The following is a 15,179-nucleotide window of genomic DNA, read 5'->3' on the forward strand; positions in this document are numbered from 1 at the left end:
ACCGACCGGTGGTTTCTGGCTGCCGATTTGCTACGGGCCGAACGTCAGTAGATCGTGAGCGCAGGAATGAAGCTGACTGCGATGAGAAGCAGCATCGCCATGGTGAAGAACGGCCACAATTCCCTCGTCGTCGCGCCGAGCGGCGCTCTGGCTATGGAGGACGAGATGAAGAGCGTGGTGCCGATCGGTGGCGTATAGAGCCCGATACCGAGATTGATCACCATCATCATGCCGAGCTGCACCCGGTCGAGCCCGATCATATCCGCAAGCGGCACGAAGATCGGTCCGAGCAGCAGGATCGACGGCGGCAGATCGAGCGGCATGCCGATGATCAGCATCAGGACGTTCATCATCAGAATGATCAGGATCGGGTTGGAGATATTCTCCGCCACCCAGGTGGCGAAATGCTGGGGCGCCTGATCGAAGGTGAGCACCCAGCCCACCGCCGCACTGCCCATGATGACCAGCATGACGACGCCGGTTGCAGAGCCTGCCTCGACGAAATTGTCGCAGAAACGCTTCCACGTCAGATCGCGATAAAAGAAGATGCTGAGCACGAGCGAATAGACGACGGAAAGAACGGCCACTTCGGTCGGCGTTGCAAAGCCGAAGCGCAGGCCGAGGATGATCAGGATCGGCAGGAGGATCGCCGGCAGGCTGCGGAATGCAAGTAGCGCCAGATCGCGCTTGCGGATGCTTTCGTCACGCACCGCATAGCCCCGCCGCACGGCAATGGCCCAGCAGACGAAGATGAAACCGACCGCCATGAGCAGGCCCGGCAGAATGCCGGCGATGAACAGATTGGCGATGCTGACGCCGCTGACCAGCGAATAGAGGATCATCGGGATCGACGGCGGAATGAGCACATCGATGACGGCCGAGGTGGCATTGTTGGCCGCACAGAGGGGAGCGGGGTAGCCCTGGCGCTTTTGCCATGGAATGAGCACCGAGCCGAGTGCGCTCGCATTGGCGACCGCCGAGCCGGAAACGCCGCCGAACACGACCGAGGAAATGACGGTGGTGGAAAGCGGGCCGCCGCGCCAGCGCTGCATGGCCTTGGAGGCCAGCTCCAGAAGCTGGGTTCCAAGTTTGCCGCCGAGCATCAGCGTGCCCGCAAGCATGAAGAACGGCAGCGCCAGCATCGGGAAAGACTGCGTCTGGTCGTAAACCTGCTGCGCCACGATCGAGAGCGGCACATAACCGTTCCACAGCACGGCGACGCCCGCAGAGATGATCAGCGCATAACCGACCGGAACCGCAATCATCATGAGAATACAAAATGCGATGATCATCACGATGGTCATAGCGGCATCTCCTCGGTTGCACCGTGCGGGCGGGCATGCCAGCCGCCGGAGAGAATGCGTAGACTTGCCGTTGCGGTGGTGATCGAGACCAGTGCCGCGCCGAAGGCGATGGAATAATATCCGATGCTGTTGGGCAGTTGCAGCACAGGGCTGATTTCCGCGCCGGCGATCTCGGCGACGACAAGCGCCTGCTGCGCGAGAATGACGAAGCTTGCGACCGTCACGAGATTGGCGAACAGCAGAACCGCCACCTTGCCGCGTTCGTCGAACTTGTCATAGATCCATTCAACCGCCATATGCGCGCCGCTCTGCGCGGCAAGGGTAATGCCGGCAACGATGAACCATGGAAACAGCATGGTCGGCAGTTCTTCCGCAAAATCCAGCCCGCCGGATGTCGATAGATAGCGGACGATGACGTTTGCCGTCATGATGACCGTGAGCAGAATGCCGGTTGCCACGATGACGATGCGGCAGAGGATGGCGATGAAACTGTCAACGCGATTGGCGGCGGACAAGGCTCCTTCGAGCATTGGCGCATCTCCTGAAAACTGAAACCGTATGAATGTCGGCGTGAGCGAGGCTCCCGCCGATCCTGTCGGTGGACATGAAGGCGACGCCGGGCGGCATGAACCGGCCCGGCATCCTGATCGTCAGCCCTTGGCGGCCTTTTCCAGCTCAGCGACGAAATCGCCGAAGGGCTTCTGCTTCCATGTCTCCAGCACCTGCGCGGTCGCTTTCGCGAAAGCGGCGTGGTCGATGTCTTCCACCACCTCGATGGCGGCATTGGCCTTGAAGGCGGCCAGAGACGCGCTTGCCTTTTCCGCCGAGAGTTTGCGCTGAAGCGCGCCTGCCTCCTTCGCAGCCGCCTTGACCGCCTCGAAATCCTTGCCCAGCCGCCCCTCGGCGAATTTGGACATCAGGAACGGGGTGGACTCCCACTTATGGGCGGTGAGGCTGATATGCTTGTTGACCTCGTAAAGCTTGGAGCTTTCGATATTCACCAGCGGATTTTCCTGCCCGTCGACGACGCCCTGCTGAAGCGCGATGTAGAGTTCGCCAAACGCGATCTGAACCGTCGCCGCATCCAGCGCCTTGAAAATATCCATGGTCATCGGGTCGGCCGGCGTGCGGATTTTCAGGCCCGCGACGTCCTGCGGCTTGGTGATGGCGTGTTTGGAGTTGGAGACATGGCGGATGCCGTTGTCCCACCAGTCGAGCGGCACGATGCCGACCTTCTGGAAACGCGCATCGAGCGATGCGCCGACATCGCCCTCGAGCACCTTGATAGCCTGATCGGCGTTGCTGAACAGAAAGGGTAGGCCGAGCGCCGCAAGTTCTGGAACAACGCTCGAAACCGGACCCTGGCTGTTGGCGGTGAAATCCAGCGCCCCGGTGCGCAGGCTGGTCAGCATGGCGGCGTCGCTGCCAAGCGTTTCCGAACCGGCGACATTGATCGCCACGCGGCCTTCGGTTTTCTGGGCAACAAGTTCCGCGAATTTCGCGGCCGCCAGCGTGCGCGGATTGCCCGGCGCAGCCCCATGGCCGAGCGTCAGCGTCGTGGCGGCCCGGGCGTTGCGGGCCGTCGTCAGAATGGCCGGCGCAGCCAGCGCCAGTCCGGTACCGGTCAGGAACATACGCCTGTTGATGGAAATACTCATTTTTCTCCTCCCTGGATTTAAACACCCTCGGCGTTGTCCGACCACGCGGATAACGCGCTCCACTCCCTTGAAACCGCCGGCTCCCCCCGGCTGATTCCGCACCATGTTTCAGCTTCAGCCTTTAGACCGAACCGTGCGGTACTTCAAAACTTTCATTCTCCAGCCACGCCCTTGCGCGCGCCACGATCATCGCCGTCGAGATGCCGTAGCGGTCATGCAGGGTGGGCAGAGCGCCTGCATCCAGAAAGGCATCGGGCAGGGCGATGTGTTGCAGGCGCGGCGCCCGGCCGCTTTTCATCAGCGCCATCGCCACGGCCTCTCCAAGCCCGCCGATTTCGCTGTGGTTTTCCGCCACGATGACCAGACGATCCGCCCGGTCCACTTCCGCGAAGATCGAGGCGGTATCGAGCGGCTTGATTGTGGGGGAATGCAACACGGCGCAGCCGACACCCTCTTTTTCAAGCAGGGCAGCCGCTTCGAGAACCCGCATCGTCAATATGCCGGACGATATGAAAAGGACCTGCGCACCATCGCGGATAAGCTTCGCCTTGCCGAGTTCGAACCGATAGCCATATTCTTCGAGCACCACCGGCACCTGGCCGCGCAGCAGGCGCATATAAACGGGGCCGTTGTAATCCGTAATGGCCGGCACCGCGCCTTCTATGTCGGTCGCATCGCACGGGTCGATGATCGTCATGTTCGGCAGCGCGCGAAAGATCGCCAGATCGTCGGTCGCCTGATGGCTGGGGCCGTAACCCGTCGTCAGGCCGGGCAGGGCGCAGACGATCTTCACCGGCAGGTTTTCCTCGGCAATCGCCATCGCGATGAAATCATAGGCGCGGCGGGCGGCGAAGACCGCATAGGTGGTCGCGAAGGGCACGAAGCCTTCGCGCGCCAGACCGGCGGCGGCGCTCATCAGCAATTGTTCGGCCATGCCCATCTGATAAAAGCGCTCGGGAAAGGCTTTGGCGAAAATATGCAGGTCGGTATATTGGCCGAGATCGGCGGTGAGGCCGACAATATCCTCGCGTTCCTTCGCCAGCTGAACAAGGGCGCGACCGAAGGGAGCAGGCCGTGTCGGCTGGCCTTCGGCGGCGATGGAGGCGATCATCGCCGATGTGGTCAGGCGCTTCTGCGGGGCTGCTGCACTCATTGCGGCCGTCCTTCCTCAAGGGCGTTAAGCGCCAGCTTCCATTCATGCGCCTCCACGCGAATGAAATGGGTGATTTCGCGGTTTTCGAGAAAAGGCACGCCGCGGCCCATCCGGGTATCGAAAATGATGGCGCGCGGCCTGTCATCGGAAAGTGACATGGCGATATCGAAGGCCTCGCGAACCTTGTCGATATCGTTACCGTCCACGCGCTGCACGTGCCAGCCGAAGGCCGCGAATTTGGCGTCCACAGGTTCAGAGGACAGCATCTCGCGGGAAGGGCCGTCCGCCTGTTGATTGTTGAAATCCACGAGATTGATGAGATTGCCGAGCCTGTGATGGGATGCGCCCATGGCGGCCTCCCAGGTCGAACCTTCGCCCAACTCGCCATCCGACATCAGGTTGATGATGAACCGGTCGGAATTCTTGCGCTTGAGGCCGAGAGCCATGCCCACCGCAATGCCAAGCCCATGGCCGAGCGATCCGCCGGTGATTTCCATGCCCGGCGTATAGGAGGCCATGCCGGACATGGGCAGGCGCGAGCCGTCGCAGCCATAGGTCTCCAGCTCGTCTTCCGGGATGACGCCCGCCTCGATGAGCGCTGCGTAAAGCGCAATCGCATAATGGCCGATGGAAAGCAGAAACCGGTCGCGGCCTTCCCAGTGCGGATCGTTCGCCTGGTAACGCATGGTGTGAAACCAGGCCACCGCCAGAACATCGGCAATGCCGAGCGCCTGGCCGACATAACCCTGTCCTTGCACCTCACCCATCAAAAGGGCGTTGCGCCGGATGCGCCAGGCGCGTTCCGCCAGCGATACATTCGCCAGAGCCGCTTCCTTCGTTGCATCTGTGTCCGAATACGCCTGAGCCATGGTTTCCTCCTCCCGGTCAGAAAAATCGAAGCCGGTTTCTCGGCTTCGAAAGGGCTTTGTCAGTGAATGAGCATTCCGCCATTCACGTCGATCACCGCGCCGGTGACGTACGAGGAGAGGTCCGAGGCGAGGAAAAGATAGATATTGGCGACATCGATGGCGTCGCCGAGACGGTTGAGCGGAATGCCCTTGAGAATGTCGCGGCGCATGTCGTCGGTCAGCTTGCCGCCGGTAATGTCGGTCTGGATCAGGCCGGGAGTGACGGAGTTGACGCGAATGCCGTCAGGTCCGAATTCACGCGCCATGGCCTTTGCGAGACCGAGAACGCCGGCCTTTGCCGCCGAATAATGCGGTCCGCCGAAAATGCCGCCGCCACGCTGTGCGGAGACCGACGACATGCAGGCAATCGAGCCGCCGCCATTGTCGCGCATATTGGGAATGAAGGCCTGGCTGAAATTCAGCACTCCGGTCATGTTGACATCGACGATGCGCTGCCAGTCTGCGCCGGTAATGTCGAGCGTCTTCACCGGCTGGGTAATGCCGGCATTATTGATGAGGATATCGATCTTGCCGAAGGCGGCGATGACTTTTTGCGCGGCCGCCTCGCAGGAGGCGCGGTCCGCCACATTGCCGCCGACGCCGAGATGCTCGCCGCCATCCACTTTCTCAAGCGAGGCCGCGGCTTCGATGCTGCCGGCTTCATCCAGATCCACGATGGCGACGCGGGCGCCGTGGCGGGCGAAAAGTTCCGCCGTGGCGCGGCCGATGCCGCGTTTGCTGGCGGCGCCTGAAATAACCGCGGTCTTTCCATTCAACAACATAAGCAATCCTCCCAAGCCGGGCGGGCCGGCTCCATACGCTTGACGGCGGTGCTCCCGACCTGCCGCCGCATCCCGTCCTGCGACGAATGCAGCCTCGATATTGCAGATGGGCAGAGGGCGCTTCAAACGCGAAGTTTACATCATCTCATGAATCTGCTTCAGTAATCGAATGTTGAACGGCATTTCACTCACCTCCATCCGCGCCTTCGAATCCGCCGCCCGGCTCGGCTCTTTCCGCGCCGCTGCCGATGAGCTCAACCTTTCGGCGAGCGCCGTCAGCCATGCCATCGTCAAGCTCGAAAGGGTGCTCGGTACGCCGCTTTTCGAGCGCACCACACGAACCGTGCGCCTGACGGCGGCGGGGCAGACGCTTTTGGCACATGCATCGAACGCCTTCGAGGAGTTGCGGCAGGGCATTGAGGTGGTGTCCTCCAACCGCTCCCATCTTCTGCGCCTGCATTGCGCGCCGAGCTATGCGGCGCAGGTATTGTCTCCGCGCCTGCCGCAATTCTTGAACGCCAATCCGGGGATCGAGGTGCGGCTGGCGGCCAGCACGGCCTACGTGCGTTTCGTCGATGGTGAATTCGATGCCGATATCATCTATGGCGAACCGCAGGGGGACGATCTCATCATCATTCCGCTGGGCAGCGAGCGTGTCACGCCGCTGTGCTCGCCGGCGCTCGCGGACGAGATCAGGACACCCCGGGATTTGAACCGGCAATTGCTTATTCGAAGCGACAACAAACGTCTGCAATGGCCGGACTGGTTCGAGGCCAATGGGCTCGGCAAGCCGCCCATTCAGGCCATGAGTTTCGACCGCAGTTTCCTGGCGATCGATGCCGCCGCCAATGGCGTCGGCGTGGCGCTGGAATCCACACGCCTTGCCCATCGCGAGATAAAATCCGGGCGGCTGGTCGCGCCCCTGAGCGGCGCGACGCAGGACCTTCACTATGTCGGCCATTATCTCGCCTATCCCAAATCCGGCAGCCAGCGCAGGCTGGCGAGACGGTTTGCCGACTGGCTGATCGAAGATCTTCAGGATCCCGCATTTGAATAGGAATGTGGTTGTTACGTGAATTGAATTCACTGGCGCGTTAATTTTTTCCGCTTGCTCACGAGCGGACCTCTCCGTCATTTTCCGGTCGGAATAATGAGGTTGCAGCGTGATCGGCATCGTCCCTTCGGCTGCGGCTCAAGGGGAGGATTGCATGAAAGATCGCATCATATCGGCGTCCGGCGCGCCATATGACGGCTATGGGCGCGAGGAGATGCTGGAGAGCATCGCCAGGATCGGTTTTCGCCATGTGGAGCCTGCCTTTATCGTCGGTTACACCGAACCATTCGACGAAAGCGCGTTCCTGCCGGCTGAAATGGCCTCATGGCGCCGCTCGCTTGATGATGCCGGGCTCGGCTGCCATGCCATGTCGTCGCATATCGATCTTGGACTGGACGATTCCGTTGAAATTTTCACCGGTAGAATGGCTTTTGCGGCGGGAATCGGCGCGAGGGTTATCGCCACCAATGCATCGGCCCGGCAGCGCGAAGACCGGTTCCTGCGCAATATCGAGGTGCTTCTGCGCCGTGCCGAGGCCTTCGGCATCGTGATCGGGCTGGAAAATCCCGGCGATGGCAGCGACAACCTTTTTAACATCGCGCAGGAGGGCATCGCGCTCACGCGGCGTTTCGGCTCCCCATGGCTGGGGCTGAATTATGACGCGGCCAATACCGCGTCCCATCGTCCGCAACTCAACGATTTTGCCGATGACGCGGTGGCGGCGCTGCCCGCCTCGGTCCACGCGCATATCAAGGACGTGAAACGGACGCCGGAAGGCTGGTTTTTCGTGCCGGTGGGCGAGGGCGATATCGATTGCCGCAAGCTGCTCGGTGAGATTGCCAAAAAGCCGGAGATGCCGATCAGCATCGAGTTTCCAGCGCGCCTTCACCGTCGCGCGGATGCCCAGCCGGTAAGGCGTATCAGCCCCGCATCGCTTCGGGAAATAGAGCAGGCGCTAGCGGCCTCGCTTGACGCGGTCAAAAGAGGATTGGCCGGGGGTGGAGCGGCAAGCTCGGCCGCTGTCGCCTGAGAGGCGGCCTGAGAAGCGGCCCGAGAAGCGATAGGGACTGACGCGTAGACGGCATAAAGGAGGAAAGTAATGCAGAGATTTGTGAATAACCCCGACGAGGTGGTCGAGGATACGGTGAAGGGCTTCATCAAGGCCCATCGCGACATCGCGCGCCTTGCGGAAAATCCGCGTGTCGTCGTTGCCAGAGGCGCGCCGGTCGCCGGCAAGGTCGGTGTGGTCACGGGCGGCGGCTCCGGGCATGAGCCGGCCTTTATCGGTTACACCGGCCGCAACATGCTCGATGCCGTCGCCGTCGGCGAATTGTTTTCATCGCCCACGGCCAAGAGCTTTCACGACGCGATCCGCGAAGCCAATGGCGGCAGGGGCGTGATCGTGCTCTACGGCAATTATGCCGGCGACAATATGAATGTGAAGATGGCGACAAAGCTCGCCGCCAAAGACGGAATCGAGATCGCCACCGTCGTCGCCAATGACGATGTGTGTTCCGCAGCCCCGGAGGAGCGTGAGAAACGCCGTGGCGTCGCTGGCGAAATATTCATGTGGAAGATCGGCGGCGCCAAGGCGGCAAGCGGCGCTTCGCTGGAGGAGGTGCGGGCCACCGCCCAGAAGGCCATCGACAATTGCCGTTCGATCGGCGTCGGTCTCGGCCCCTGCACCCTGCCGGCGGTCGGCCATCCCAACTTCCAGATCGAACCGGGCGCGATGGAAGTGGGAATAGGCCACCATGGCGAACCCGGCGTCCGCGTCGAGAAGCTGAAATCCGCTGCTGAGGTGGCGAAGGACATGTGCAAGATCGTGCTCGACGATCACAACCTGCCGGCCGGCAGCGAGGTGGCGGTGCTGGTCTCCGGCCTTGGCGCGACGCCCGTCAACGAACTCTACATCCTCAACGACACGATAGAATCCGAGATTTCGGCGCGTGGCCTGAAAATCCACAAGACCTATATCGGCAACTATTTCACGTCGCTTGAGATGGTGGGCGCGACTTTGACCGTGATGGCGCTGGATGACGAACTGAAACCGCTGCTCGATGCCGAAGCGCTTTGCACCGTTATGCTGTGAGGAGAAAATTCATGCAGTCTTTTCAGAACGCCAGGGCCGGCGACATCGTTCTTTCCATGGCCGAAAGGATCATCGAAAACCGCGCCTATCTCAGCGAGATCGACGGTAAAATCGGCGATGGCGACCATGGCGTGAACATGGCCAAGGGATTCGGCGTGGCCGCAGACCGGCTGAGAGGGCAGGACGCCTCGCTTGCCAAGGCGCTCGATACGCTCGGCACGATCCTGATGACGGAAATCGGCGGCTCCATGGGGCCTCTTTATGGGGTGATGTTTACGGAATTCGCCGAGAAAATCGAAAATGCCGAGGTTATCGATGCGCCGTCCTTCAGCAGAATGCTGCATGCCGGCCTCGAAGGTGTCAGTTCCATCGGCTCGGCCAAGGTGGGCGACAAGACGCTGCTGGATACGCTGGTGCCGGCCGTTACGGCATTCGACACCGCCACCGCCTCGGGCGCGTCATTCCACGATGCCGCCGCAGCCCTTGTGGCCGCCGCCGAAACCGGCAGGGATTCGACCATCAATCTCGTGGCGAAGATCGGCCGCGCCAGCCGTCTCGGCGCTCGCTCGCTCGGTGTTCTCGATGCCGGCGCCACCTCCTGCGCGCTCATCCTGCGCAGTCTTGCCGAAGGCGCACAGGCCAGATTGCAATCGTGAAAACAGAAGATAGCGGCTGCAGCCCGTCGGGGCTCGCGCGCGACTAACGGGAGACATCGAAATGAGAATTGTCGCAGGCGCCGACAGTGCCGGAAAACCCCTGCTGGATGCGGTGCTCGCCCATCTTTCCGGCAGGCAAGGGCTGACGGTCGTGGATCGAAGCCAGGACGGATTTTATGCCGATCTGGCCGAGGCCGTGGCCGGCAGCATCATCGCCGGCGAATTCGATCGCGGCCTCTTGTTTTGCGGAACCGGCATCGGCGTCTGCATTTCCGCCAATAAGGTGCCCGGCATCCGCGCCGCCTTGACCCACGACACCTATTCCGCCGAACGGGCGGCGAAATCCAACAACGCCCAGATCATCACCATGGGCGCCCGCGTGATCGGACCGGAGCTGGCGAAAGCCATCGTCGACACCTGGCTGGCATCGGATTTCGATCCGAAAGGATCTTCGGCGAAAAACGTGGAGGCGATCAACCGTCTCGACGCCTGCCGGTGAGCCATAGGTGCTTGACCGGGCCGGCCCGGCGAAGCTGATCGTTTGCATTGCTGGCGTCATCTGTGCTTTTGTCACGCACAAACCCGCAGCACAGGGGCTCGAAAATGGCGAACCGAAATAGTGTCGATCATCTCGTTTTGCCGGTACAGTCTCTTGCCGTGGCGAAAGACCGCCTTGAGCTTCTCGGCTTCACCGTCGCGCCGGAGGCCCTCCATCCCTTCGGTACGCAGAATGCCTGCGTTTTCTTCACGGACGGCACCTATCTGGAACCGCTCGCGATTGCTAACCCGGCTAAATATAATGAATCGGTGAACAGGGGCGACGTGTTCACCGGTAGGGATCGGGCCTTTCGGCAGCGTCATGGCGAGGACGGTTTTTCGGCCCTGGTGGCAAGAAGCGAAAGCGCCGTTGCCGATCATGACAGGTTTTCCGCATCCGGCTTCTCGGCAGGCGATATATTTGAATTTTCACGGCCCGTGCGGATGCCGGACGGCTCACAGAGTGAGGCGGCATTCCGGCTGGCTTTCGCAGCGAGCGGCGCGGCTTCGGATTTCTTTCTGTTCAGCTGCCAGCGATTGCAGGCTTTGCCGAACGACCGGGCGGTGCTGGAGCGCCACGCCAATGGTGCTTCCGGCCTCAGCGAGATCGTTCTGTTTTCCGGCGGCGATCCCAACGCGGTCCGTCTGATCGAAACGGTATTTGCCTGTGAGGAGGAGATGTCTCCAGATGGAGATATTATTTTTGCGACAGGCAATGTGCGCATCAGGCTGAACCAAAAACCGGCCTTCAGCGAAAGCCTGCCCAATTCTCCGAATGGCCTGCACGGCGCAGGCATCGTTTTTTCCGTTGACGATCTTGCCGTGACAGAAGCGGTGCTTGCTGCTAATGGCGTCTCCAGCGCAGAAGCGGGCGGCCGTCTGGTGGTGTCCGCCGCGCCCGGTCAGGGCGTTGCATTCGCCTTCGAGGAAAAATGATGAGCGTTACGAACAATCTCAAAGTCACCGCCGGCGACGGCGCCAATTCGGTTTCCTTTTCCAATAGCGAGCGATTTTCCCTGATCGCCGGCCCCTGCCAGATGGAAAGCCGGGAACATGCTTTCATGATCGCTGGCGTCCTGAAGGAGCTTTGCGACAAGCTGGGGATCGGGCTCGTTTATAAGTCGTCCTTCGACAAGGCGAACCGCACCTCGCTTTCCGGCAAGCGCGGCATCGGCCTTGAGAGCGCCATGCAGGTTTTCGCCGATCTCAAGAAGGAATTCGGCTTTCCTGTTCTGACCGACATTCACACCGAAGAACAATGCGCCATCGTGTCCGAAGTGGTGGATGTGCTGCAAATCCCGGCCTTTCTCAGCCGCCAGACCGATCTTCTCGTCGCCGCCGCGAAAACCGGTCGCGTCATCAACGTCAAGAAGGGCCAGTTCCTCGCCCCCTGGGACATGAAGAACGTGCTGGCCAAGCTGAATGAGAGCGGCAATCCGAATGTGCTTCTGTGCGAGCGCGGCGCCTCCTTCGGTTACAACACGCTTGTTTCCGACATGCGCTCGCTGCCGATCATGGCATCGCTTGGCGCGCCCGTTGTCTTTGACGCCACCCATTCGGTTCAGCAGCCGGGCGGGCAGGGCGGCTCCACGGGCGGCCAGCGTGAATTCGTCGAGACTCTGGCGCGGGCGGCGGTTGCTGTCGGCGTCGCCGGGCTTTTCATCGAGACCCATGAGGACCCGGACAATGCACCGTCCGACGGCCCCAACATGGTTCATCTGAAGGACATGCCGAAACTGCTGGAAAAGCTGCTCGCCTTCGACGCCATTACCAAAGCCTGAGGGGCGGGGCGGGCACTGTCTGTGCCAATCGATTTTAATGGCGGGCGGGCCGTTTCTGCCGTCCGTCGTCATTGTAATTTCTTCGCCATCGTCTAAGACAGGCGACGGAAAATATCTGTTCCATTCCCAAGGGAGAGACCATGACTGCCATTACCGATATCATCGCGCGCGAAATCCTCGACAGCCGCGGCAACCCGACCGTTGAAGTCGATGTTTACCTGGAAGACGGCTCCATGGGCCGTGCCGCCGTCCCTTCGGGCGCCTCCACCGGCGCGCATGAGGCGGTTGAGCTGCGCGATGGCGGCAAGCGTTATCTCGGCAAGGGCGTGGAAAAGGCGGTCGAAGCCGTCAATACCGAAATCTTCGACGCCATCGGCGGTTTCGACGCTGAAAACCAGATCCAGATCGACCAGACGATGATCGTGCTCGATGGCACGCCGAACAAGTCGCGCATCGGCGCCAACGCCATCCTCGGCGTATCGCTTGCCGTCGCCAAGGCTGCCGCTGAAGCCTCCGGCCTGCCCCTTTACCGTTATGTCGGCGGCCCGAACGCGCATCTGCTGCCGGTTCCGATGATGAACATCATCAATGGCGGCGCGCATGCCGATAATCCCATCGACTTCCAGGAATTCATGATCCTGCCGGTCGGCGCGGAAAACATCCGCGAAGCCGTGCGCATGGGTTCTGAAGTGTTCCATACGCTGAAGAAAGAACTGGCGGCACAGGGTCACAACACCAATGTCGGCGACGAGGGCGGTTTCGCACCGGGGCTCGAAAGCGCACCGGCCGCGCTCGATTTCATCATGAAGTCGATTGAAAAGGCCGGCTACCGTCCGGGTGACGACATGTTCGTCGGTCTTGACTGTGCATCGACCGAATTCTTCAAGGACGGAAAATACGTTCTCGAAGGCGAAGGCCGCACGCTGGAATCGGGCGCAATGGCGGAATATCTGGCGGAACTCGTTGCCAAGTACCCGATCATTTCCATCGAAGACGGCATGGCCGAAGACGACTGGGAAGGCTGGAAGACGCTGACCGATCTCATCGGCAACAAGTGCCAGCTCGTCGGCGACGATCTCTTCGTCACCAACTCCGCGCGTCTTCGCGACGGCATCAAGATGGGCGTTGCAAACTCCATCCTCGTCAAGGTCAACCAGATCGGTTCGCTCTCCGAGACGCTGGATGCGGTTGAGACCGCACACAAGGCCGGTTACACCGCCGTCATGTCGCACCGCTCGGGTGAGACGGAAGACTCCACCATCGCCGATCTCGCTGTTGCGACGAACTGCGGTCAGATCAAGACCGGCTCGCTTGCCCGCTCCGACCGGCTCGCAAAGTACAACCAGCTGATCCGCATCGAAGAAATGCTCGGCCCACAGGCGGCTTACGCCGGCCGTTCGATCCTGCGCGGGTAACGTGTGTTCGCGGGGCGGTAGAGCCCCGCTGACCGGCTGACCGAAGTTGACAACAGGTCTGGCAACACATTCGACGTCATCCTCGGCCTTGTGCCGAGGATCTGCCAATGTCCCACCAACTTGAGACGTTGCAGATGCTCGGGACAGGCCCGAGCATGACGGAGGAGAGATTGAAGGACTTCGTCAGCAGTTTGAGCCCGCCCTCCGGCGGGCTTTTTTGCGTCCATCTGCCGATTGGAATTTAAGGTCAACGGATAGTTAAACAATCCGCCTTAGTCTCGAGACTCACGTTATGCGTTTTAAGGCTTCTCTCCGGCATGTGGACCAGACATCATAAAAAGAGACGATTCGGCCGTTTGATCGTTCCGGCCATCACGATCGCTTTTCTTTCCTATTTCGGGTATCATTCGATCCATGGCGACTTCGGCCTTCAGGCAACGGAGCGGCTGGAGCGGCAGCGTATCACCCGTACTGCGGAGCTTGCAAAGCTGACGCAGGCGCGTGTGGCGCTGGAACGGCAGGTGGAATTGATGAGCGATGGCTCGCTGGAGCGGGACATGATCGACGAGATTTCCCGTTACCAGCTGAATATGTCCCGCACGGACGAAATCGTCATCATGAACACATATTTCTAATTAACCGAAATCGAGTTAATTTAACATTTCTGATTTATTCACAGCATCTTAGCGTGAATATGTGCCATGCGTTTAAAGCATTGCTGCATGGCATTTTCTTGCATATGGTACGCGCCACTCTATCCATTCAAACGGCAACTCAGGGAGGGATGAATGGCGCCGCGAAAACCAGCGACCGTATCCGGCCGCAAGACCACGGCAAAGGCCGCAACCGAATTCACCGGCAAGAACAGCCCGGACTTCTCGAAGGAAGAAGAGCTTCACGCTTATCGTGAAATGCTGCTTATCCGCCGTTTCGAGGAAAAGGCTGGCCAGCTCTATGGCATGGGCTTCATCGGTGGTTTCTGTCACCTCTACATCGGTCAGGAAGCTGTCGTCGTCGGCATGCAGATGTCGCAGAAGGAAGGCGATCAGGTCATCACCGCTTACCGCGACCACGGCCACATGCTGGCGCTCGGTATGAGCGCGCGTGGCGTCATGGCCGAGCTGACCGGCCGCAGGGGCGGCCTGTCGAAGGGCAAGGGCGGCTCGATGCACATGTTCTCCAAGGAGAAACATTTCTACGGCGGCCACGGCATCGTCGGTGCGCAGGTTTCGCTCGGAACCGGTCTCGCTTTCGCCAACCGCTATCGCGGCAACGACAATGTCTCCGTAACCTATTTCGGTGACGGCGCCGCCAACCAGGGCCAGGTCTATGAGAGCTTCAACATGGCTGCTCTCTGGAAACTGCCGATCATCTATATCGTTGAAAACAACCGTTACGCCATGGGCACCTCGACCGCCCGCGCCACCGCCCAGTCGAACTATTCGCTGCGCGGCCAGTCCTTCGGCATCCCCGGTGTTCAGGTGGACGGCATGGACGTGCGCGCCGTCAAGGCCGCCGCCGATCAGGCGCTGGAACATTGCCGTTCGGGCAAGGGTCCGATCATTCTGGAAATGCTGACCTACCGTTACCGTGGTCACTCCATGTCCGACCCGGCGAAATACCGTTCGAAAGACGAAGTGCAGAAGATGCGCTCCGAACATGACCCGATCGAGCAGGTCAAGGCACGGCTTCTGGAGCAGGGCTGGGCAAGCGAAGACGAACTCAAGGCCATCGACAAGGATGTCCGTGATATCGTCGCCGACAGCGCCGACTTCGCCCAGAACGACCCAGAGCCGGATGTCTCCGAGCTCTACACCGACATTCTGCTCTGATCGGGAA

Annotated in this window: 16 protein-coding genes; 10 read left to right on the plus strand and 6 right to left on the minus strand. The window is 60.7% G+C overall.

The features are described 5' to 3' along the window. Nucleotides 1-44 precede the first annotated feature (44 nt). The 6 genes from ACQZ5K_RS06460 to ACQZ5K_RS06485 all read right to left on the minus strand — a co-directional run bounded on the left by ACQZ5K_RS06460 (nucleotide 45) and on the right by ACQZ5K_RS06485 (nucleotide 5,805). Entirely contained in the window at nucleotides 45-1,304 is a 1,260-nt protein-coding gene (locus tag ACQZ5K_RS06460) for a TRAP transporter large permease subunit (protein ID WP_448739915.1), read from the minus strand. Beyond that, nucleotides 1,301-1,834, minus strand: coding sequence for a TRAP transporter small permease (locus ACQZ5K_RS06465; protein WP_448739916.1), 534 nt, complete (start codon nucleotides 1,832-1,834; stop codon nucleotides 1,301-1,303). The genes ACQZ5K_RS06460 and ACQZ5K_RS06465 overlap by 4 nt, the downstream gene beginning before the upstream one ends. A gap of 120 nt (nucleotides 1,835-1,954) precedes the next feature. After that, nucleotides 1,955-2,962: a TRAP transporter substrate-binding protein gene (locus tag ACQZ5K_RS06470; protein WP_059752824.1), complete on the minus strand. Its 1,008-nt coding sequence runs from the start codon at nucleotides 2,960-2,962 to the stop codon at nucleotides 1,955-1,957. A gap of 121 nt (nucleotides 2,963-3,083) precedes the next feature. Next, nucleotides 3,084-4,115 (minus strand): transketolase family protein, encoded by a 1,032-nt coding sequence (locus tag ACQZ5K_RS06475; RefSeq protein ID WP_448739917.1) that lies wholly within the window; start codon nucleotides 4,113-4,115, stop codon nucleotides 3,084-3,086. Further along, entirely contained in the window at nucleotides 4,112-4,984 is an 873-nt protein-coding gene (locus tag ACQZ5K_RS06480; RefSeq protein ID WP_448739918.1) for a transketolase, read from the minus strand. Before ACQZ5K_RS06480 ends, ACQZ5K_RS06475 begins: the two co-directional genes overlap by 4 nt. 59 nt (nucleotides 4,985-5,043) lie before the next feature. Next, a complete protein-coding gene (locus ACQZ5K_RS06485; RefSeq protein ID WP_065653911.1) occupies nucleotides 5,044-5,805 on the minus strand; it encodes an SDR family NAD(P)-dependent oxidoreductase in 762 nt (253 codons plus the stop codon). Between the two features lie 169 nt (nucleotides 5,806-5,974). On the opposite strand from ACQZ5K_RS06485, the gene ACQZ5K_RS06490 reads away from it, so the two are divergent. The 10 genes from ACQZ5K_RS06490 to pdhA all read left to right on the plus strand — a co-directional run bounded on the left by ACQZ5K_RS06490 (nucleotide 5,975) and on the right by pdhA (nucleotide 15,172). Then, nucleotides 5,975-6,862 (plus strand): LysR substrate-binding domain-containing protein, encoded by an 888-nt coding sequence (locus tag ACQZ5K_RS06490; RefSeq protein ID WP_448739919.1) that lies wholly within the window; start codon nucleotides 5,975-5,977, stop codon nucleotides 6,860-6,862. Between the two features lie 151 nt (nucleotides 6,863-7,013). After that, a complete protein-coding gene (locus tag ACQZ5K_RS06495) occupies nucleotides 7,014-7,889 on the plus strand; it encodes a sugar phosphate isomerase/epimerase family protein (RefSeq protein ID WP_448739920.1) in 876 nt (291 codons plus the stop codon). Between the two features lie 69 nt (nucleotides 7,890-7,958). Beyond that, a complete protein-coding gene (locus ACQZ5K_RS06500; protein ID WP_448739921.1) occupies nucleotides 7,959-8,951 on the plus strand; it encodes a dihydroxyacetone kinase subunit DhaK in 993 nt (330 codons plus the stop codon). A gap of 11 nt (nucleotides 8,952-8,962) precedes the next feature. Next, nucleotides 8,963-9,607 (plus strand): dihydroxyacetone kinase subunit DhaL, encoded by a 645-nt coding sequence (gene dhaL, locus ACQZ5K_RS06505; protein WP_448739922.1) that lies wholly within the window; start codon nucleotides 8,963-8,965, stop codon nucleotides 9,605-9,607. Between the two features lie 61 nt (nucleotides 9,608-9,668). Beyond that, nucleotides 9,669-10,106 carry a D-erythrulose-4-phosphate isomerase gene (gene derI / locus ACQZ5K_RS06510; protein WP_003521371.1) on the plus strand — a complete coding sequence of 146 codons (438 nt, stop codon included), beginning with the start codon at nucleotides 9,669-9,671 and terminating at the stop codon, nucleotides 10,104-10,106. A gap of 104 nt (nucleotides 10,107-10,210) precedes the next feature. Next, nucleotides 10,211-11,080, plus strand: a complete 870-nt coding sequence (locus ACQZ5K_RS06515; RefSeq protein ID WP_448739923.1) for a VOC family protein — start codon at nucleotides 10,211-10,213, stop codon at nucleotides 11,078-11,080. Further along, nucleotides 11,080-11,925, plus strand: coding sequence for a 3-deoxy-8-phosphooctulonate synthase (kdsA, locus tag ACQZ5K_RS06520; RefSeq protein WP_078053958.1), 846 nt, complete (start codon nucleotides 11,080-11,082; stop codon nucleotides 11,923-11,925). The genes ACQZ5K_RS06515 and kdsA overlap by 1 nt, the downstream gene beginning before the upstream one ends. Before the next feature lie 140 nt (nucleotides 11,926-12,065). Next, on the plus strand, nucleotides 12,066-13,340 hold the full coding sequence (gene eno / locus ACQZ5K_RS06525; protein ID WP_003521367.1) for a phosphopyruvate hydratase: 1,275 nt from the start codon (nucleotides 12,066-12,068) through the stop codon (nucleotides 13,338-13,340). Nucleotides 13,341-13,657: 317 nt separating this feature from the next. After that, a complete protein-coding gene (locus tag ACQZ5K_RS06530) occupies nucleotides 13,658-13,975 on the plus strand; it encodes an FtsB family cell division protein (RefSeq protein ID WP_003502598.1) in 318 nt (105 codons plus the stop codon). A gap of 153 nt (nucleotides 13,976-14,128) precedes the next feature. After that, complete coding sequence (pdhA, locus tag ACQZ5K_RS06535; protein WP_448739924.1) at nucleotides 14,129-15,172, plus strand: pyruvate dehydrogenase (acetyl-transferring) E1 component subunit alpha; 1,044 nt, start codon at nucleotides 14,129-14,131, stop codon at nucleotides 15,170-15,172. Nucleotides 15,173-15,179 lie beyond the last annotated feature (7 nt).

The organism is Agrobacterium sp. 22-226-1 (genome assembly GCF_053522345.1).